Raw genomic sequence first — 18,473 nt, forward strand, 5'->3', positions numbered from 1 at the left:
CACCGAAACCGTTCGCTGCCTGGAAGACAACATCGTAGGTTCCGCTGCCGAGGCCGACATGGCCATGATCTACGGCATCGGCTTCCCTCCCTTCCGTGGCGGTCCGCTGCGTTACATCGACAGTGTTGGCGTTAAAGAATTCGTCGCGCTGTGTGACAAGTACGCGCACCTGGGTGGCATCTACGAAGCACCGCAGATGCTCAAAGACATGGCCGCCAAGGGCGAGTCTTTCTTCGCCTAAGCCACGGACAAGCAGGAGTTAAGAGATATGAGTTTGAATCCTAAAGACGTTGTTATCGTCGATGCGGTCCGTACCCCCATGGGCAAGAGCCGTAATGGCCAGTTCCGTCACGTGCGTGCCGAAAAACTGTCAGCCCAGCTGATCCAGGCGCTGATGGCCCGTAACCCGAACTGGGACACCCAGCTCACTGAAGATGTAATTTGGGGCTGTGTAAACCAGACCAAAGAACAGGGCATGAACATCGCCCGCAACATCTCCATGCTGGCCGGTCTGCCGCGCACCAGCGCTGCACAAACCGTGAACCGTCTGTGTGGTTCTTCCATGCAGGCACTGCACTCCGCCTCACAAAGCATCATGACCGGCAATGGCGATGTATTTGTTATCGGTGGTGTAGAGCACATGGGCCACGTGGCCATGGATCACGGCATCGACCTGAACCCGGAAATGTCCAAAGTGGCTGCCAAGGCATCCAACATGATGGGCCTGACCGCGGAAATGCTGGGCAAGATGCACGGCATCACCCGTGAACAGCAGGACGCCTTCGGCGTTCGTTCACACCGCCTGGCGTGGGAAGCCACCCAGCAGGGTCGTTGGGACAACGAAATCGTGCCCATCGAAGGCCACGACCAGAACGGTCACAAAGTGCTGTGCGAAATCGACGAAGTAATTCGTCCCGGCGCCAGCATCGAAGACATGCAGAAGCTGCGTCCGGTCTTCGATCCGGCCAACGGTACCGTCACTGCCGGCACCTCCTCTGCCCTGTCTGACGGTGCCTCCGCCATGCTGGTGATGAGCGCCGAGCGTGCCCAGGCTCTCGGCCTGAAGCCCCGCGCCAAGATCCGCTCCATGGCCGTTGCCGGTTGTGACGCAGCCATCATGGGTTACGGTCCGGTACCGGCCACTCAGAAAGCGCTGGCCCGCGCAGGCCTGACCATCGACGACATCGACTATGTAGAACTGAACGAAGCGTTCGCTGCACAGTCCCTGCCGGTGGCCAAGGACCTGAAGCTGATCGACAAGATGGAAGAGAAAGTGAACCTGAACGGCGGCGCCATCGCCCTGGGTCACCCGCTGGGCTGCTCCGGTGCGCGTATCACCGGCACCCTGCTGAACGTCATGGAATGGAAAGACGGCCAAATCGGTCTTGCCACCATGTGTATCGGCCTGGGTCAGGGTATCGCTACCGTCATTGAACGGGTTTGATAAACGCCTGATGCCCAAAGCCTGACGCCGGATGCAATTCGGCGCTCAGGCCCGGCAACGCCTTTCCGGCCCGCCTCACAAGGGCAGGACTGGAAACAAAAAACCCCGGCTTACCCGCCGGGGTTTTTCTTTTTGGGCTTACAAATTTTCATCAATGTCTTGGCGCCCAAGCACCCGCATGATTTCGACCACACTGCCATTGACTCGATAGTAAATACTATCCACTCCACAGACACTACGACGATAACCTTCCTGAATATACTCAACCGAAGGGTAGAGACGAGGTGCTTGTGCGATACGCTCAAAACGCTGAATCAGAGCCTCAAAATACCGAACCGCCTGCTCTTCACCAAATATCTCAACACCGCGCCAGTAAATTCGAGCCACATCCCTTTTGGCCGCATTACTGAGTTTATACGTCATCCCTTCCCAATCCGTCCTGGATCTCTTTCAGCAGCTCATCAGAACTCTGCCTCGTAAAACCAGCCTGTTCCGCTTCGCGCAATTTGGCGCGAATTACCTGCACCTCACGAGCACCTTCCTGCTCGCGCAACTGGCGTTCGCGAATCAGCTCACGCACCACTTCACTCTCATTACCGTAGTGTCCGGTCTCGATCTGGATCTTGATCCAGCTATCCTGCTGCTCTGTCACAGTAATGCTCTTCTTCACCATTGCCATACGAAACCTCACGCAGACGAACTTATACTACCAGGTAGTATAAAATCCGCACGCGGGCAGGAAAATGCCGCTCGTCTGCCTACCAATCCCAGGATAGTACGGCGTGTCGCCCGGTGCGGCTTGTTGATAGCCCGCTCAGGTCACCGTCGCCATACTGATCCATTGCCCCAGAATACTGAGCCTACGGGTAGCCAGGCATCAGCCAGCCACCACCTGATCGGTAGGAGACTTGCCAAGTTGTGGATGTCTTGTTGTTCGGTAACAAGCTCAAGAAGATTGTGGAACAGCTCAACGCCTCGAACATTACGTCCTCATCGCCTTTTCAGGAGGCGGTCAAGGAAACGCAGACGAGCTAGGCACTCAACGAAGCAACGGGGCGGGAGATTCGGCCAGGCAGCGATACGGTGCAGACCTGAGCCCAGGCCTGAGGTGGCGGCCCTGGCGCCGCCACAGGCGGACTTATGAATCGGCCTTGTTCTGCTGGGCCGCTTCCAGTGCCACGATTTTTGCGTGCATGGTACGCATCAGGTCCAGCATTTCCTGGCGCTCATCGTGGGCAACCAGATTGTTGGCTTCCCGTTCGGCGCGCTGCTCGCTTTCGTGTACTTCCTGAGTCGCGCTCACAATGATGGCAATAAACAGGTTCAGCACCATAAAGCTGGAAATCAAAATGAAGGGCACAAAGAAGATCCAGGCCATGGGATAGACCTCCATCACAGGCCGGGCGATCCCCATGGACCAGCTTTCCAGGGTCATGATCTGGAACAGGCTATAAATGCTCGCGCCCAGAGTGCCAAACCATTGTGGAAACGCCTCACCGAACAGCTCCGTGCCCATCACTGCAAAGATGTAGAACATCATCAGCAACAACGCCGCCGTCCAGCCAATGCCGGGCAATGCCTGCATCAGGGATTCCACCAACATACGCAGCCGCTTCACCGATGACAGCAGGCGCAGCACCCGCAGAATGCGCAGACTTCGCAGGATGGCCAAAGGCCCGGAGGCTGGCGTCAGGGAAATGGCGACGATCAGGAAATCAAACACATTCCAGCCGGAGCGGAAAAAACGCGGGCCAAAAGCCACCAGCTTGAGCGCGATCTCCGCCGTAAACGCCACCAGAATCACCTGATTCACCAGGGTGAGCCACTGCCCTGCCCGCTCCTGGGCCACCGCGGAGGTTTCCACCCCGAGGATAATGGCGTTCAGGAGAATCAGCGCGGTAATGCTGTTCCCGAATAACGAGGACTCAAGCCAAACGGTCAGACGCTGGCGCCAGCCATAAGAGGGAACGGAAGAAGACGAGGCCTGCATGAAACATCACCCAACGAGATAAAAGCCGCGAGTATACCTGATCTGTCCATGGGTATTGATAGCGCACGGTCGGGCAAGCGGGCCGGTTGATCGCTGCTCCAGCACCCTTTGCGAGCGGGTTAACGCACGGGACAAGGCCCAGCTCCCCCCCGGGCATCACTCAGGGACGAGCAGGGAAAACCACCACCTCATCGCCCTCCTGCCATACCGGCAGCTTGATCATGGTTTGCAGAAAGAGAGGGTGTTCCAACCAGCCCTGTAACCACCGCTGCAGATTCGGGTAAGGCAGCTGGCTAAATACATCGCGATCGACATGGGCGAATTGGCGGACAAACGGCATCACACCAATATCCGCGATGGTCGGGGCATCCCCAAACAAGTAAGCGCGGCTCTCCAGCAACGACTCCAGAACCTGAAGAAAGCCCTCTCCCCGTTGCCGATACTCGGTCTGAGTCATCTCGACATGGCGATCGGCGTACTTATAGCGGTCCAGCCAATACTTGAACTCATTATCATTTTGCTCAATCAGCGCATTGGCCTTCTCCAGGACCGTTGGGTCTAACAGCCCCTGCGGATCCTGCTGCTCCAGCGCCCACACCATGATGTCCCGGCTTTCTTCAATCACAGCACCATCAGCAAGCTGCAAAACCGGCACGGTGCCTTTAGGGCTTATCGCCAGCATCTGCGCAGGCTTGTTCTTCAATGTCACCTCACGCAGCTCAACCGGCAAACCCGCAAACAAAATGGCCAGGCGGGCGCGCATGGCATAGGGACATCGACGGAAGGAATACAGACAATCAAGTGAGGCCGTCATAGCGATAGTTCACAACTGGATCAGGGGTGTATTTGCGCAACGAGGAACCGATATTTTTGCTCACCATCGGCTAAATGATAGATTTTCTGGCCCCTTTGGTAACGGGTTGACGCACGGGGCAAGACCTGACCCCAGCTTCCCATGGGTTTCCCGGACTGCCAATTGATGGGTGTCCTGTTGTGTCGTCCAGTTGTACCGGGGAGAGAGGAGGGGTAACCAGCCCTCAACGTCATGTGTGTGGCTTACGCCTACTTAGCCGGGATCAGTCGATTGCGGCCGACCATCGTTCTAGCCAAGTAAAGGTACAGTCTGAGTGAGATGCGACCGCATAAGCAGCTACAACTTTTCAGGGTATGTACAAAGTAATCTTGGAACTGGCACCCAAGTCAATCATAATGATTAATACGCTGGTTTCAACTCACTTCGCTCCAGCAATTTTATTAAGTTGACATCTTCCCATTTCACGAACCAATAAGACGACCTGAGCTGCCGCTTACATTCCTCCAAACTCTGCTCAGAAACATCTATATCCTTATTGAATAAAGGCACATAAATCTTAATCAGCTCATCCGCCAGGTCGTCATCAATATAGGGGCATGACAAGAGATCATATAGAAGGTGTATATTCTCTGAATAAGAAAGAATACCACCGAGGAGGTTATTCAACTCCCCCCTCCCCAAAGAGCCCCACCCCTCAGGAACCAGCTTATCCCTAATAACTTCCGAGACCCACTGCCTCAATGTTTCGTAGCCTGATTTATCCTTTATATAAAAAACAAGAGAAATCAAAGAAAAGTAACTGTTATTCCTTTTTATTGAGTGCGTCAAGGACTCTTCTTTAAATGAGAAGCAGGGGTCAAAGGCGTGCGTAGCCATGGAAAGATTAATTCTTTCCAGAAAAACGAACCCATCTGAGTCGTGAATAGGTAGAGGACTAACTCGCATATCTTTAACTTTCTCAACTACATACAGCCTCCAGTCAGGCAAGAAACCAATCATGCAATTAGCTATGTTATGATCAACAATAAGCAAAGACTTAGAAAGTTTGGATGAGGATGCAACGGACGGCGAGACTGACATCATAAAAAATATGACATCGAAGATAGCATAAATAGCATTCTTTGATGAGTTAAAAGAAACCTCTCCTCCCTCCATATACCTCCCCGAAATAGAGGAAGCTATCGAGGACAGGGAAGAAATAATATACCCAGAGATGAGACTATAATTTCCACCATGATCAGCACAAACGACTTTCAGTCTATCAATGATATTCTTCGAAAATCTCTTTGGTCTTTTTATGTATCGGAGTTCACCGATATTTTCCTTAGAGAAAATTTCACCACTTACGAAACCTAGAATATCTTTACATTTTGTGACTGCATTAGATATATCTGTAGAAAAAGGCCTCGAATAACACTTACTTTTATCCCTATTTAAGAAAAGACCATATATTGAGAGTTCAGAGGAAACAACTGTAAGAACCGCCTCAGAAACTTCCTTTCCACGAGAAAAAACAAAATAGTCATCAACATAACGACGAACAACATAATCCTCATTATATTTATAACCAAACTTACTAACCACCCTCTCCCTGACTTTCTCATCAACATCCTGCAATATTATTTCAGCAAAAATACGGCTTACCTCTGGCCCAATCGGAATTGACTTGGTCTCTCGATCATTTGAATTCCTAATACATTTATCAAATTCATCAACAAAACTTTTTCCACCGGTAAAACGGGTTTTCGAAGACATGTATTTTTTCGTAAACTCTTTTCCCTCTACAGCCCATGCCAGACTATGAGTATAAATACTAGAAAAGCAGTGAGAAACATCAATAATATTCAATTCAGAGTATAACTCCTCAAATCTTATATACTCTTCACTTTCAAAAAAAGAATGCGGGCGACTATACCCTCGATATGAAAAGTATGAAGACGCGTATTTAAGCTTTAGCTCTTCTTCAACAGTATCGATTCCCGTTTCCTTTATAGGCTTCTGCTTATAACTTTTACCTTCAAAGAACGAGCTTCCAATTTTATTTGGCGATCTAATAGAAAATTCACTTCTTGAACACGAACCTACAATCTCATGTGAATATTTCTCATAAAAATCGCAAACCATCAGCTGAGAGGAAGGATGTAGAAGGCTAAGTGTTCTCAACTCCTTATCGTTTTTGAAAATTTTATACTTATATGGCTTGAACGAGTTATTTTTATTCCTAACCAGATAATCCGTCATCGCCTTCAACGGAGGAGGAAGCGCAGCCCCTTTTCTTAGATTCAAATAAAATCCGTCATTTGAAAAAGCAATCGGAGTATCGCCTGGCGCAGTATCAGTCAAGACAGGCCTTAAATTGTCTTTCTTATCAAGATTAACGAAGCCTTTTTTTATCGCCATATCTTTGTGATCTCCACTGCACGATTTGGACTAAAGCGAGAAAATCGTCGCTCCTGAAATCCTTTTTTAAACGAGTAATAAAGAACCATGCTTACTTGTTTATTATTCATTGAAAAGCGAGCCTTTTCGCCATTCAAATCTGAATGTAAAAGGGTGTTTTTCAGAAACCTGTCCAAGAAAATCAAATCATCCATAGAAGTGAGAAGTGAATTATCATAATAGATCCCCGACAACCGATATTGGGAAGCACCCTTGTCAATCAACCGTCGATTCGTCGCAAGAAATCTAATCCTGTCAACAAGCAATCCGTAATCCTTATTACCCACATAGGATAAAAAGGACTTGTATATTTTAGTCTCCATTCTCTTTTTTCTTTTTTGCGAAAGCGACAGCGACACTTTTTTCACTTTCGAATTAATCAAAATATTAAAACCGTAACCAAGATAATCGAATGAAGCATCAATATTATCTTTAGGACTTAACGGCATGAAAAATGTTTTATTTTGATTTATCATTAGCCCATTAGGAAGTCGAGATTTAATAGCCTTAATAGCATCCTTTCTACTTGGATAATCAGGAAATATAAGGACAAGATCATCAACATATCGTTTACAATATAGCAGCCCTTCAATACTATTTAGAGAATCATCAAATTCTTTTAGATACAATTCAGACAAAGGGTTGCTAACCTCCAACCCCTGGGGCAACCCTTCCCCACCCAAACTCGAATACGAATGAAGCACGGACTGCACTAAAGAAGCAGTATGCAAATCTACCTTATTATCATTAACCACCTTCATACATGATTCATGACTAACGGAATCAAAATATTTTTTTAAATCAATTTTCAAAAACGAAACCGGCTTATCTGTTTGAAGGTAAGAACATAGTGCGGCCACACAATCATTTTTATTTGGATAGACAATCCGCCCCTGCTCTCTAATTGCAAGAGACATCGCCCTCATAACAACTCTGCTAGAGTAGTTATCAGTGGTGCAAAAGCCTTTTCTCCCTGGTATTTCCGACAAGCCCCAAGAAACCAGATCCGGGTCCAGTATTTCGGACTCCACTGCTTCTAAAAACTCATCTTTTTTCTCTGAATCCTGCAGGTCTTGATACTTAACAAAGTCTTTTCCTTTCAGGTTTCTTGAAAGAGATTTAGCGCTATAATATTTTTTCCTCATTTCAATTCCGCAATGCTGATTTGAACCCCTGTTCCGTGCAAATATATTGCACTCCCCCACAAACCAATTCCCCACTCCCCGTCAACAACAACTGCTGCCGGACCCTGACCATCCCCCCCACATACAGCAACCGAAACATTGGGGTAAGATCTTGCCCCGTGCGCCTAAGACTCAGCACCTCATCACTCCCCGACACTTAGGAAATGCACTACACCCCCAAAACTGCTGCCCTGCATTCTTGCCCGAACGAGCTTTCCGCAACATCATTACCTCACCACATTGATGACAAGCAGGTGCAACGGGTTGAGCAGCGACTTCGACACCAGTAAGGGAATCTATCGGCTTACCTGCTTGTGGCTCGGTCTGGTTATCTACCCTTTCCTGCTCATTGGCCGTTACTTCAACGCTCTGCCCTTCAACCTCTTGCGGTTTCTCCAGAGACGAGTCGTGATGCACAGGAAAAAGCATCGCCTCAACCTGCTGACGGATATCTACCACCCCATACCCCCTGGCAGCCCTGATTCTCAGTAGCGGCAAGCCAGCCGATTCACAGGCTTGTTCCAGAAAGGCATCGCGCTTCTGCCGTTTGGCTGAACCATGACTGGCATCGTCCAGCTCAATGGCCCGTTTTACGGCGCAGTCTTGTGGGTCGCAGAGGAGAAAGTCGAAATGTTTGGCGGAAATCTGGTTGAAGGCGCGTTGCCAATTGGCCCGGTTGAGGCCTTTCTGGGGAGCGAGCACATCCGCGACGCGGACTTTGGAGAAGATGAGGGCCTTGTCGCCCACGGCTTGAGCAAGCACGCCGTAGAAGGAGCGTCCTGCTTTAGAAAGCAGATAGGGTTTGCGGCGATAGCCGAAGGTAGACGCTCCGCCGCCGGCCCGTTTCTGTTGGGCCAGGATCAGGATGACGCCAATGGCGATAGCCAGTAGAACGCCTAATTCCACAGGCTTATCTCCCGTTTGGCGTTAAACGGGCGCAGTGGTGCTGAATATGATGATAACCGGACTGGCATCCCTTCCCCTGAGTCACGCTTCAGGCCGTGCCACCCTGGCCAGCCGTTGTTATTGGTATCTTTCTATTTGTGATCCAGTTCCGAATGTACACAATCTTCGGGCGCAAATAAATGAATAAGCTTCAGGGGCCTTGTTTCTTCGTTGGGGGCATCGGCAAAAGTAAGGATTCGCCCCTCTAGTGGGGCTCCTACAGGTGGTTTGTGGAGTGGCGGTTCTTCCCTATGCCCGTGCCTTGATCTGCCAGCAGGCGGCGTTGAATTTCACGGTATCGCCGAACACAAAGGGCTCGAAAGCGTCTCTGACCACAGTAATGAGACGGGCTTGTGTCTTTTCGTCCAGGTCCGGGAAAACGCGGCCGAGCGGGCCCAGGCGGGTGAAGTAGCCGACCAGCTTGCTCTCGGGGAAGGTGCACTCGAAATCCAGTGGTTCGATGCTGATGTGATTCCACCCCGCTGAATCCAGAATGCTTTCCACGCGTTTAGCGTCTGCGAATGCGAACTGCCCGGGGGCGTCCGGGGCTTGTTGTGGCAGCGTGACCATGGATTTGGCCGCCCGGGCGGCGGCGGTCATGAAGGGATTTTCTTGCGGAGAGCGCCAGGCGACGAACAGCCCAGGGGCGTCTTTGGCGGCGGCACGCCTCAGGTTCTGGAAGGCCTTGATGGGATCTTCAAAGAACATGATGCCGAAGCGCGAAACCAGCATGTCGTACTGGCTTTCACCAAAATCAAAGGTCTGAGCATCGGCACAGATAAACTCCGCACCCGCCTTTTCTGCGCCGTTCTTTTTCATAGCCTGCCGTGCCGCTTCAATCATGACCTCGGAAATGTCGACGCCCGTTGCCTGCCCCTCACTCCGCGTATAACGGCTGATCGCACGGGTTGTGCCGCCGGTGCCGCAGCCGATATCGAGAACGCGCTGTGGCGATTGGCATTCCACCGCCTTGGCCAGCAACCCCTCGATGGGTTTGAACAGGTGATCAATCAGCCGCTGGGATTCCACCCAGTTGCGCCCACCCACGCTTTTCCACAGCGTGGACGGGTTGTCGGGTGTCTCTGTTGAACCGTTCATGCTCACTCTCCGGGAGGCGCTGTCTTGATGTTAGCGGTTAGCTTGCCACTTCAAATCGGCTTGAGATCAAGCAACGTTTTTTGGCGGGGAGTAAAAGTTCGCGCCTCAAGTGGCGCTCCTACAAAGGGGAGCCAGCATCGTCTGCGGGAAGTTGGCATGGTTCCCGCAGTAACTTGCCTGGTGGCCGGCGAAAGTGCTGGCCGAACCCTTTGTGGTCCCGAACCAGAGCAAGAGGTAAGCCCCATGGATTCTGTATCCATCAAAGACCTGATGTGCACGCGTTTTGCGACGATTCACCCGGAGATGCCGGTGGTGGAAGCCTCCAGCAACCTGATCAAGCTCGACATGCTGGGCAGCCCGGTCACCGATGGCGACGGTACCCTGGTGGGCTGGATCAGTGAGCGCGAATGCCTGCAGGCGGCGCTGCAGGTGGTGTATCACAACCAGCGCGTGGCCACGGTTAAGGACTTGATGCAAAGCGAAGTGCTGACGGTATCGCTCACCGATGATGTGCTAAGCCTGGCCCAGCAGATGCTGGCCGCCAAGCCCAAGATCTACCCGGTGGTGGATGCCGCCAACAAGGTGGTGGGCGTGATCAGCCGCCGCCACATCCTCAATATGCTGGACCAGAAGCTGGCCGAGCTGTGTCAAAAGGCGGGCTAGCCTGCCGCTAGGCGCAGCTCAACAGCCTGATTTGCGCACTTTTGGTGCTCAATATGCTCGCACCGGTGTGTCGTTGTGGTGCAAAAGCGACGGGTATCGTTCAATGATTCAAGGCGAATCCAGGCCCGGTGAAGCACTCTTCGAGTCAAACCACTCAGACGCATCGGCGCCCCGCTCGAGCCCGTTACACAACCCGCCCGGTACCTCCATCACCCAATCCCGGATCGCGCTAATCACCGGGTCATCCCGCCGATTTTCCGGGTACACCAGATAGAACGGTTTGCCCTCCAGTTCCGGGCCGAAGGGCTGAACCAGTCGCCCTTCTTCCAGTTCATCGGCAATCAGGGTTCGGCTCATCAGGGCCACGCCCTGCCCGCCGATGGCGGCGGAGATGGCGTGGGTTTCGTCGGAAAACACCAGCCCAGCGCTGACATCCAGCCCCGCCACCTGGGCCCGTTTTTGCCAACCGGCCCAGTCCATGGGAGCCGCCAAGGCACCGTGTGGGCGAAAGTGAATCAGGGGGTGGTCGATTAAGTCCGCCATGTCGTCCAGTTTCAGATAAGGGCTGCAGGCCGGAATAAAGGTGTTATCGAACAGCTTCTCTGCCACCAGCCCCGGCCAGTGGCCATCGCCATAACGGATGGCCAGGTCGGCGGTGACCCCGTCCAGGACAACCGGTTCATGGGAGGCATGGATGCGCAGATCTATTTCCGGGTGCGCATCACGCAGTATGCAGACCCACGACAACAGCCAGCGCACCGCCACCGCTGGCGTGGTGGACAGCGTTGCTGCCAGCCGGGTCGGCGCCGCTTTCACACGGTCCACCGCGTCACCAATGCTGTCGAAGGCGGCCTCCAGTGACACAAACAGTTCCCGGCCCTGGGGTGTCAGCAACAATTGCCGGGGCTTGCGCACGAACAGCGCCACACCCAGCGATTCCTCAAGGCCCCGAATATGGTGGCTGATGGCCGTGGCCGTCACAGACAACTCGCTGGCGGCCTGCTTGGCACTTTCATGGCGGGCGGCGGCTTCAAAAGCACGCAAGGCAGAAAGAGACGGTAACCGGCGAGGGCTCATGACTGAATTTAACTCATCCATTAATGAAAATAATGATCGTTTGTGGCGCCTTATTGGGCGGCACTAGGCTTGTCTTGTACTTAACGATGAATGAGTTCAACTCACAAAACAAGGAGCCACCCATGACTCACCTTCTGCAACTGGATGCCAGCGCCCGCCCCGGCCTTGCCGGTCAAGATGCCCACGGCTCCATCAGCCGCCGCCTGACGCAACGCTTCACCAGCCGCTGGCAAGCGGCCTCGGCGAACACCGCCGTCACCCAGCGGGATCTGGGCGCTGCCCCTCCGACCATTATCGACCAACCCTGGATCGAAGCGGCCTTTACGCCCGCCGCCCATCAGCAGCCCTGGATGGCAGGCGTGCTGGCCGAAAGCGACCGGTTAATTGAGGAGCTGATTGCGGCAGATGTGCTGGTCATCGGCGCGCCGCTTTATAACTTCGGTATGCCCGCTGCGCTGAAGGCTTGGGTGGACCAGATAGTGCGCATGGGCCGCACGGTGGAGTATGACGAAACCCGGCCGGAGGATCCGTACACCCCACTGCTGGCGGATCGCCCTCGCCACGCGGTCATCCTGTCGTCACGGGGTGGCGCGGGCTTCAATCCCGGCGGCGATCTGGCCCACCTGAATCACCTGGAACCGGGCCTCACTACCGTGCTGGAGTTTATCGGCATTACCCGCATTCACTCCATTGCGGTTGAGCATCAGGAAGAAGGCGGGGAACGGTTGACCGCGTCGATTCGTCAGGCCGAGCAGGAGGTGGATGCCTTGGTGGAGCAATTGCAAAGCGCTACCAGCGAAACGCCGCAAGCAGATTACGCGCTGGGCTGATTTAAGCATCGGAGGGAAAAATACCTGCATGACGAAAGCCCGCGCCAGGGATGGCAGGCCACTCGTCATGCAAGTTGATCGGTGACATTACCCTTTCGGGTTTAAGGAACCTCTAAACAACTCCTTGTGTACTCAGTCTTTCAGGCTGGTTCGCAATCTAGGCGCGCTTTTGAAGGTGTATGTCCATCCATCGAAAAAGCGCAACAACGAGTGCGGGCCAGCTTGGAAGACCCGGAGGGCGCGGCTTTAAGCGCACATCTGCTGCGCCTTGCCTCTAAGAAAGGGAACCACCCTGTCTGTCGAGACAAGGCACAACAGCTGCACGCTTAAGGTCACGCTGAGCACGCAAGGAGTTATTCAGAGGTTCCTCAACGCCGCCTTACCAGGCCATCTTCCAGCACCTGCTCGAAGTGGTCTTTGAGGGTCTCACTGGCTGCGCGGTAGTTCACACCCAGCGCTTTGCTGCGGCTGTTATCGAAGCGCAGCGGGTAACCCACATTGCGACTGATGAATTTGCGAGTCACCGGGCCCATGAACGGGCCGACCGCCCAGACTACCGGCTTGGGCACCTTCATCATCGGGAAGGGATACTTGCGGCCAAATTGCTTGCGCAGAATGGCGGCGATGTCGAGCATGGTGACCGACTCGCTAACCAGAATATAGCGGCCTTCGGCATCCTGATTAAAGGCGCCCAGTAGATGCGCCTGAGCCACTTCGCGCACATCCACCATGCCGTATTCCAGGTCCGGCACACCGGTACGCAGCTTGCCGCGCCCCATGTCCAGCAGGGTGCCGATACTGGCGGAGTTACTGGCGTTGGTGAGCGACGGGCCGTAGACCATGCCCGGGTTAATGGTGACCAGATCCCAACGACTGGCTGCATCGCCGTTCTGGGCATCGTGAATTTTCCAGGCTTCGCGCTCGGCAGCCACCTTGGAATATTGATACGGGTTGTGGTCGACGCTGCTGGTGCGGTTCCAGTCCGCTTCCGTGAAAGCGCTCTTGCCTTTCATGTCGGTGGCGTCACCGTACACGGAGGCCACGCTGCTGGTGAGCACCACCCGCTTGAGGGTGCTGCAGCGGTTGGCGGCATTGAGCACATTGCGGGTGCCTTCCACTGCCGGGCGTACCAGCGCTTCATGGGCATCGGTAAAGCCCTCCAGCACGAACGGCGAGGCGGTGTGCATGAGGATATCGCAACCCTGGATGGGCGCATCGAAGCTGTCTGCATCCAGCAAATCTGCCTTGAACAGCTTCAGGGTGCCGGGCGTCTTGTCGGCGATGGCGTTGAGGTGGGCCACACTGCTGGCCTTGTTCGGGTCACGAACGGTGGCATGCACGGTGTGACCCGCTTCCAGCAGGAGTTTGACGATCCAGCCTGCTATATAGCCGGAGGCGCCGGTAATCATCACGGTATGGGTGTTACTGGGCATGCTTGGCTCCTGCCATAAAAAAAGAGGGCTAACGCTACCACGATGTGCCAATGGCCTGGCTAGAGCCGTTCGAGCCATTTGCCCCGCAAACCGCTCACCGATGTCCCGGCTATCACCAAGCCGCGCCCCCTAACCCTGTAACGCTTTACCAAGCGTACTCCCTTAAGGGTACATTCTGTGTCCCGGTAAAAACGGATGAACTAACGATTGCCCTGTTCCTGGCCCGCACCATTACATTGACCCTGTAAGTCGTAATGATATAAAGGAAAGACACTTTGCGGACAAGGACGACCCAATGGCGATCACGAGAAGGGATTTTCTCAATGGCGTGGCATTGACCATTGCAGCCGGGTTTACTCCGCTGCAGGCATTACGCGCCGACCCCGCCCGCTACTACCCACCGATTCTTACCGGCATGCGTGGTAACCATCCCGGTTCTTTTGAATCTGCCCATAAGGTGGCTCGTGAAGGGCACCGCTTCCCGGTGGGCGGGCTGTCCGTTCGAGAAACCTATGATCTGGTTGTGGTTGGCGGCGGCATCAGCGGCCTGGCAACCGCTTATTTCTATCGCCAGAAACACCCCAATGCCAAAATACTGATTCTGGACAACCACGACGACTTTGGCGGCCACGCCAAACGCAACGAATTCCACCACGATGGCCACACGTTGCTGACCTACGGCGGCAGCGAATCGTTCCAGTCCCCCAAGGCTCTGTTCAGCCCGCAGGTAAACCGCTTGCTGAAAGAGCTGGGCGTGGAAGAAGATCGTTTCCTCAAGTATTTCGATCGGGATTTCTACTTCAAACAGGGTTTGAGCCGGGGCGCATTCTTTGACAATGCTCATTTTGGGGAAAACAAAGTGGTAGGCGGCAGCCCGGAAATGGGCATTGCGGATGATTTACTGCCAGGCCTACTGAACAGCCGACCACTAGAGCAGTACATCAACGACTTCCCGTTGCCAGAAGAAGACCGCAAGGCGTTGATCTCCCTCCACCTGGACCCTCCCGACTATTTGCCCGACATGAGCACTGAGGAAAAAGAGACGTATCTGGGCACAATCAGTTACACCACGTTTCTGAAGAAACATGTCGGACTCAGCGACCACGCCATGCTGTATTTCCGCTCCATGAGTAACGAATTCTATGGCTATGGGGTGGATGCGATCGCCGCGATTGACGCCTATGAAACCCGTTACCCAGGCTTTGACGCCATGGGGCTTCCTGAAGCTGGCGCCGATGTGCAGGCCGAACTTGATGAGCCTTATATTTATCATTTCCCGGACGGTAACGCGTCTGTTGCCCGCCTGCTGGTACGCGCACTGATTCCGGATGCGGCCCCCGGCCAGGGCATGGACGATATCGTGATGGCCAACTTCGACTACAGTAAACTGGACCAACCCGATAACGCAGTACGCCTGCGCCTGAACAGCACGGCAGTTCATGTAGGTAATCCCGGCGGCCCGGTGGATATTGGCTACCTGAACGATGGAGAACTCTACCGGGTGCAGGGCAAACAGTGTGTGCTCGCCTGCTACAACATGATGATCCCATCCATCATGCCTTCCTTACCCGACGAGCAGAAACAGGCCCTGCACCGCAACGTAAAGGCGCCGCTGGTCTACGCCAAGGTGGTCCTGAAGAACTGGCATGCGTTCAAGAAACTTGGAGTGCATTCGCTCTATGCACCGACCGCGCCGTACAGCCTGGTGAAACTGGATTACCCGGTCAGCATGGGCGGGTATAACCACGCCCGGTCGCCGGATGATCCCATCGTCGTGCACATGGTGCAGGTACCGACCGTAGCAAACACCGGCCTGGATGTCCGCCAGCAGCTGCGTATGGGCCGGGCCAAGCTGCTGGGTATGTCTTACCAGGACGTTGAAGCAGAGATCCGCCAGCAACTGGGCGCCATTCTTGGCACCGTGGATGAAGAGCTCGACCCACTGATCGTCGCCATTACCGTGAATCGCTGGTCCCACGGCTACAGTTATGAGGAAACCAGCCTTTTTGATAGCAGCGATCAGGCTGCCAATACAATCCAACGAGCACGGCAACCGGTCGGCCAAGTCAGCATTGCCAACTCTGATTCAGGGTGGAGCCCCTACATGCACGCGGCGATTGATGAGGCCTGGCGGGCAGTGAATGAGCTGACGCCAACGGAGGCGGCATCATGAAACGCCTTACTCTGATCCAGTATACCCTGTTGCTATCCGGTGGACTGGCGGCGAGCAGCCTGCAAGCCGCCGATGACATGCAGCTGCAACGCGGCGAATACCTGGCACGCGCCGGGGATTGCGTAGCCTGCCACACCGTGCCCGGCGGCGAGGATTTCGCTGGCGGCTTGGCCATGGCATCCCCCATTGGTGAAATTTACAGCACCAATATCACACCCGATCCGGAAACCGGAATTGGCCACTATACCCTTGAGGATTTCTCCCGCGCCCTGCGCGAGGGCAAAGCGAGAAACGGCGACCATCTGTACCCGGCCATGCCCTACCCGTCCTATGCCAAAATAACTGACGAAGATATGGCTGCGCTATACACCTATTTTATGGAAGGAGTAGCCCCGGTTGTGCAGGAAAACCAGAACGCCGACATTCCATGGCCACTGAATATGCGATGGCCGCTGGCCTTCTGGAAAGGTCTGTTTCTGGAAGACGGTATCTACCAACCGGACAGTAAACAGAGTGAACAATGGAACCGCGGAGCCTACTTGGTTGAAGGGCTGGGCCATTGTGGCGCCTGCCATACCCCACGCGGCATCGCGTTTCAGGAACAAGCATTGGATAACAGTGACGACGCCTTCCTCAGCGGTGCAGAACTGGAGGGTTGGTGGGCTTCGGATTTACGTGGCGATTGGCAAACAGGAGTCGGTAGCTTGTCGATACCGGAGCTTGTCAGCCTCCTGAAAAGTGGTTCTGGCGGGCGCTGGTCCACGTCTGGCTCTATGTCTGACGTCATTACTCACAGCACGGCTCATCTGCACGACCGCGACCTGAACGCCATTGCGGTCTATCTGAAATCACTGGGCACATCACATACCAGTGTCTCCACCACCGTCAAGGAACCGGTGACCAATGGCGCGGAACTATATAATGAGTACTGCTCCACCTGCCACCGTGACAATGGCGCGGGATACCCGGGAGTCACCCCGGCCCTGGCCTCCAATCCCACTGTTGTGGCCAGATCCCCCAACTCGGTCATTAACGTCATTCTCCAGGGGGTGGAAAGCCCGGCCACCCCAGCAGACAGCATCCGCTACCAGATGCCCGCTTATGCCTGGCAACTCAACGACACGCAGGTAGCCGCACTGGTCAATTACCTGCGAACCCGATGGGGGAACCAGGCAAGTTCCATTCAGGAAAAGGATGTGAAGGCGCTTCGCCATTGAAACGAAAACGGCAGGCAAAGGCCACACCGAAAACGATAAGAAACGCCATTCTGATCAAGACGTCGCCCCTGGAGAGGGGCGCTTTCAATCGCCAGCCAGCAACCATGCATTACTGACGCGATCGGTTGAACTGCATCCAGACGGCCAGCCCCAGACCCCAGGCGGCATTGACGATCAGACCACCCACCACCTTGGTGGCATTCACATCCAGGCCTTTCATGGGGAACACCAGCAGCATGGCGACCAAGGTCGGGCCGATGGCACCGATGACCATGGCGCTGAGCCAGAATTTCATGCCCTGCCAACGGCGGATAACCCACCACACCGGCAAACCCCACACACCACCCCAGAAGGCCAGGGAAATCACTTGAGGCACACCCACTGGCGGCACAGGGGTCATGTTCCACGGAAAGGAAGGAATAAGACCGCCCAGCCAGAACAGAGCCAGCACGCCCTGATGAAAAAGCAGAGTGGCGACAAAACCACCGGTGAAGGCCTGCAGCCATTGTTGTTTTGGGTTAACCATGGAATCTCCGTCGGATTGTGCTATCAGATCAGCAGATAGACGCTAGCATAGCCCACAACAGAAAAACGTGAGAGCCAAATCGCGGAGCTCATCCTGGTTTTTATGAACGGGCCAAAGAATCAAACAGAGGCGGCATTGCGGATAATAAAAACCCCGGCCAAGGCCGGGGCAAACGAGGAATCAGCAGCAGTATTCGATTTCATTGTGTTCAGATTCAGGCAAGGCGCAAATGCATCCTTTATCACCTTTAGTGAACACTTGCCCTGCCACGGTAAGAATCCATACGGGGCACTTTCTTCAGCAATTCTTCGTAGCAGATGATCAAATTATCACCACATCTTTAATCGACGTCTGTAAGCCTTCTCTTACTTTCCCATAGGAACTTAACCATTCCTCCCTGTTTTCGGCCCCGACAGGCGCGCACACAGGCGTGCCACCGGTGAAAGCTCACACCGCTCATAAAGAAAGGCTGGACAGCATGGCAGCAGTAGTTTTACGCTAAAGCTCAATGTGAACACATGTTCATTAACGCAGCGTAAACATTGTTCTTCTACACAGGGTTTGCGTACAGATTCGGTTAAGGCCATTGGCCTGCGGACTTGGTAGAAGAGGATACTCAAACGTTCCGGGATGCGGCTTT

General features: G+C 53.9%; 16 protein-coding genes and 1 pseudogene. 6 read left to right on the forward strand and 11 right to left on the reverse strand.

Annotation, left to right across the window (positions count from 1 at the left end; translation table 11 throughout):
- Together fadB and fadA are read left to right on the forward strand one after the other, a co-directional pair.
- Nucleotides 1–241, forward strand: a pseudogene (gene fadB, locus CL546_RS03355) (fatty acid oxidation complex subunit alpha FadB); the annotation flags it as partial.
- A 27-nt stretch (nt 242–268) separates the two neighbouring features.
- The gene (gene fadA, locus CL546_RS03360; protein ID WP_007151209.1) at nt 269–1,444 is read left to right on the forward strand and encodes an acetyl-CoA C-acyltransferase FadA; all 1,176 of its coding nucleotides are present in this window, start codon (nt 269–271) and stop codon (nt 1,442–1,444) included.
- Nucleotides 1,445–1,582: 138 nt separating this feature from the next.
- Here fadA and CL546_RS03365 read toward each other — a convergent pair whose 3' ends face one another.
- The 8 genes from CL546_RS03365 to CL546_RS03400 form a co-directional block, all read right to left on the reverse strand.
- Nucleotides 1,583–1,867: a type II toxin-antitoxin system RelE/ParE family toxin gene (locus tag CL546_RS03365; protein WP_007149134.1), complete on the reverse strand. Its 285-nt coding sequence runs from the start codon at nt 1,865–1,867 to the stop codon at nt 1,583–1,585.
- The gene (locus CL546_RS03370) at nt 1,857–2,123 is read right to left on the reverse strand and encodes a type II toxin-antitoxin system ParD family antitoxin (RefSeq protein ID WP_039926096.1); all 267 of its coding nucleotides are present in this window, start codon (nt 2,121–2,123) and stop codon (nt 1,857–1,859) included. Before CL546_RS03370 ends, CL546_RS03365 begins: the two co-directional genes overlap by 11 nt.
- Nucleotides 2,124–2,582: 459 nt before the next feature.
- Entirely contained in the window at nt 2,583–3,434 is an 852-nt protein-coding gene (locus CL546_RS03375; RefSeq protein ID WP_290493016.1) for an ion transporter, read from the reverse strand.
- Nucleotides 3,435–3,594: 160 nt separating this feature from the next.
- Nucleotides 3,595–4,248: a glutathione S-transferase gene (locus CL546_RS03380; protein ID WP_290493017.1), complete on the reverse strand. Its 654-nt coding sequence runs from the start codon at nt 4,246–4,248 to the stop codon at nt 3,595–3,597.
- 399 nt (nt 4,249–4,647) lie between these two features.
- Entirely contained in the window at nt 4,648–6,648 is a 2,001-nt protein-coding gene (gene drt3b, locus CL546_RS03385) for an antiviral reverse transcriptase Drt3b (protein ID WP_290493018.1), read from the reverse strand.
- Complete coding sequence (drt3a, locus tag CL546_RS03390; protein WP_290493019.1) at nt 6,639–7,832, reverse strand: antiviral reverse transcriptase Drt3a; 1,194 nt, start codon at nt 7,830–7,832, stop codon at nt 6,639–6,641. The genes drt3b and drt3a overlap by 10 nt, the downstream gene beginning before the upstream one ends.
- Nucleotides 7,833–8,003: 171 nt before the next feature.
- Nucleotides 8,004–8,777: a DUF2726 domain-containing protein gene (locus CL546_RS03395; RefSeq protein WP_290493020.1), complete on the reverse strand. Its 774-nt coding sequence runs from the start codon at nt 8,775–8,777 to the stop codon at nt 8,004–8,006.
- Nucleotides 8,778–9,065: 288 nt separating this feature from the next.
- Nucleotides 9,066–9,914 carry a class I SAM-dependent methyltransferase gene (locus CL546_RS03400; protein WP_290493021.1) on the reverse strand — a complete coding sequence of 283 codons (849 nt, stop codon included), beginning with the start codon at nt 9,912–9,914 and terminating at the stop codon, nt 9,066–9,068.
- Between the two features lie 243 nt (nt 9,915–10,157).
- On the opposite strand from CL546_RS03400, the gene CL546_RS03405 reads away from it, so the two are divergent.
- Nucleotides 10,158–10,577, forward strand: coding sequence for a CBS domain-containing protein (locus CL546_RS03405; RefSeq protein ID WP_290493022.1), 420 nt, complete (start codon nt 10,158–10,160; stop codon nt 10,575–10,577).
- A gap of 108 nt (nt 10,578–10,685) precedes the next feature.
- On the opposite strand, the gene CL546_RS03410 is transcribed toward CL546_RS03405, so the two are convergent.
- Nucleotides 10,686–11,654 (reverse strand): LysR substrate-binding domain-containing protein, encoded by a 969-nt coding sequence (locus CL546_RS03410; RefSeq protein WP_290493023.1) that lies wholly within the window; start codon nt 11,652–11,654, stop codon nt 10,686–10,688.
- A 122-nt stretch (nt 11,655–11,776) separates the two neighbouring features.
- Between CL546_RS03410 and CL546_RS03415 the strand changes: the two genes are divergently transcribed.
- Complete coding sequence (locus CL546_RS03415) at nt 11,777–12,484, forward strand: FMN-dependent NADH-azoreductase (RefSeq protein WP_290493024.1); 708 nt, start codon at nt 11,777–11,779, stop codon at nt 12,482–12,484.
- Nucleotides 12,485–12,852: 368 nt separating this feature from the next.
- Here CL546_RS03415 and CL546_RS03420 read toward each other — a convergent pair whose 3' ends face one another.
- Nucleotides 12,853–13,917 carry an NAD-dependent epimerase/dehydratase family protein gene (locus tag CL546_RS03420; RefSeq protein WP_290493025.1) on the reverse strand — a complete coding sequence of 355 codons (1,065 nt, stop codon included), beginning with the start codon at nt 13,915–13,917 and terminating at the stop codon, nt 12,853–12,855.
- Nucleotides 13,918–14,212: 295 nt separating this feature from the next.
- On the opposite strand from CL546_RS03420, the gene CL546_RS03425 reads away from it, so the two are divergent.
- Both CL546_RS03425 and CL546_RS03430 read left to right on the forward strand, forming a co-directional pair.
- Nucleotides 14,213–16,090, forward strand: coding sequence for an NAD(P)-binding protein (locus tag CL546_RS03425; protein WP_290493026.1), 1,878 nt, complete (start codon nt 14,213–14,215; stop codon nt 16,088–16,090).
- On the forward strand, nt 16,087–17,307 hold the full coding sequence (locus tag CL546_RS03430; RefSeq protein WP_290493027.1) for a c-type cytochrome: 1,221 nt from the start codon (nt 16,087–16,089) through the stop codon (nt 17,305–17,307). Before CL546_RS03425 ends, CL546_RS03430 begins: the two co-directional genes overlap by 4 nt.
- Nucleotides 17,308–17,416: 109 nt before the next feature.
- Here the strand turns inward: CL546_RS03430 and CL546_RS03435 are convergent, their stop codons facing one another.
- The gene (locus CL546_RS03435; RefSeq protein ID WP_290493028.1) at nt 17,417–17,833 is read right to left on the reverse strand and encodes a hypothetical protein; all 417 of its coding nucleotides are present in this window, start codon (nt 17,831–17,833) and stop codon (nt 17,417–17,419) included.
- Nucleotides 17,834–18,473 lie beyond the last annotated feature (640 nt).

It is taken from the genome of Alcanivorax sp. (genome assembly GCF_002726155.1).
Taxonomy (GTDB): Bacteria; Pseudomonadota; Gammaproteobacteria; order Pseudomonadales; family Alcanivoracaceae; genus Alcanivorax.

Bases quoted from the DNA above. Each gene is read 5' to 3' on its own strand.
- fadA (WP_007151209.1), top strand. From the start codon at position 269: ATGAGTTTGAATCCTAAAGACGTTGTTATCGTCGATGCGGTCCGTACC.
- CL546_RS03365 (WP_007149134.1), bottom strand. From the start codon at position 1,867: ATGACGTATAAACTCAGTAATGCGGCCAAAAGGGATGTGGCTCGAATT.
- CL546_RS03370 (WP_039926096.1), bottom strand. From the start codon at position 2,123: ATGGCAATGGTGAAGAAGAGCATTACTGTGACAGAGCAGCAGGATAGC.
- CL546_RS03375 (WP_290493016.1), bottom strand. From the start codon at position 3,434: ATGCAGGCCTCGTCTTCTTCCGTTCCCTCTTATGGCTGGCGCCAGCGT.
- CL546_RS03380 (WP_290493017.1), bottom strand. From the start codon at position 4,248: ATGACGGCCTCACTTGATTGTCTGTATTCCTTCCGTCGATGTCCCTAT.
- drt3b (WP_290493018.1), bottom strand. From the start codon at position 6,648: ATGGCGATAAAAAAAGGCTTCGTTAATCTTGATAAGAAAGACAATTTA.
- drt3a (WP_290493019.1), bottom strand. From the start codon at position 7,832: ATGAGGAAAAAATATTATAGCGCTAAATCTCTTTCAAGAAACCTGAAA.
- CL546_RS03400 (WP_290493021.1), bottom strand. From the start codon at position 9,914: ATGAACGGTTCAACAGAGACACCCGACAACCCGTCCACGCTGTGGAAA.
- CL546_RS03405 (WP_290493022.1), top strand. From the start codon at position 10,158: ATGGATTCTGTATCCATCAAAGACCTGATGTGCACGCGTTTTGCGACG.
- CL546_RS03410 (WP_290493023.1), bottom strand. From the start codon at position 11,654: ATGAGCCCTCGCCGGTTACCGTCTCTTTCTGCCTTGCGTGCTTTTGAA.
- CL546_RS03415 (WP_290493024.1), top strand. From the start codon at position 11,777: ATGACTCACCTTCTGCAACTGGATGCCAGCGCCCGCCCCGGCCTTGCC.
- CL546_RS03420 (WP_290493025.1), bottom strand. From the start codon at position 13,917: ATGCCCAGTAACACCCATACCGTGATGATTACCGGCGCCTCCGGCTAT.
- CL546_RS03425 (WP_290493026.1), top strand. From the start codon at position 14,213: ATGGCGATCACGAGAAGGGATTTTCTCAATGGCGTGGCATTGACCATT.
- CL546_RS03430 (WP_290493027.1), top strand. From the start codon at position 16,087: ATGAAACGCCTTACTCTGATCCAGTATACCCTGTTGCTATCCGGTGGA.
- CL546_RS03435 (WP_290493028.1), bottom strand. From the start codon at position 17,833: ATGGTTAACCCAAAACAACAATGGCTGCAGGCCTTCACCGGTGGTTTT.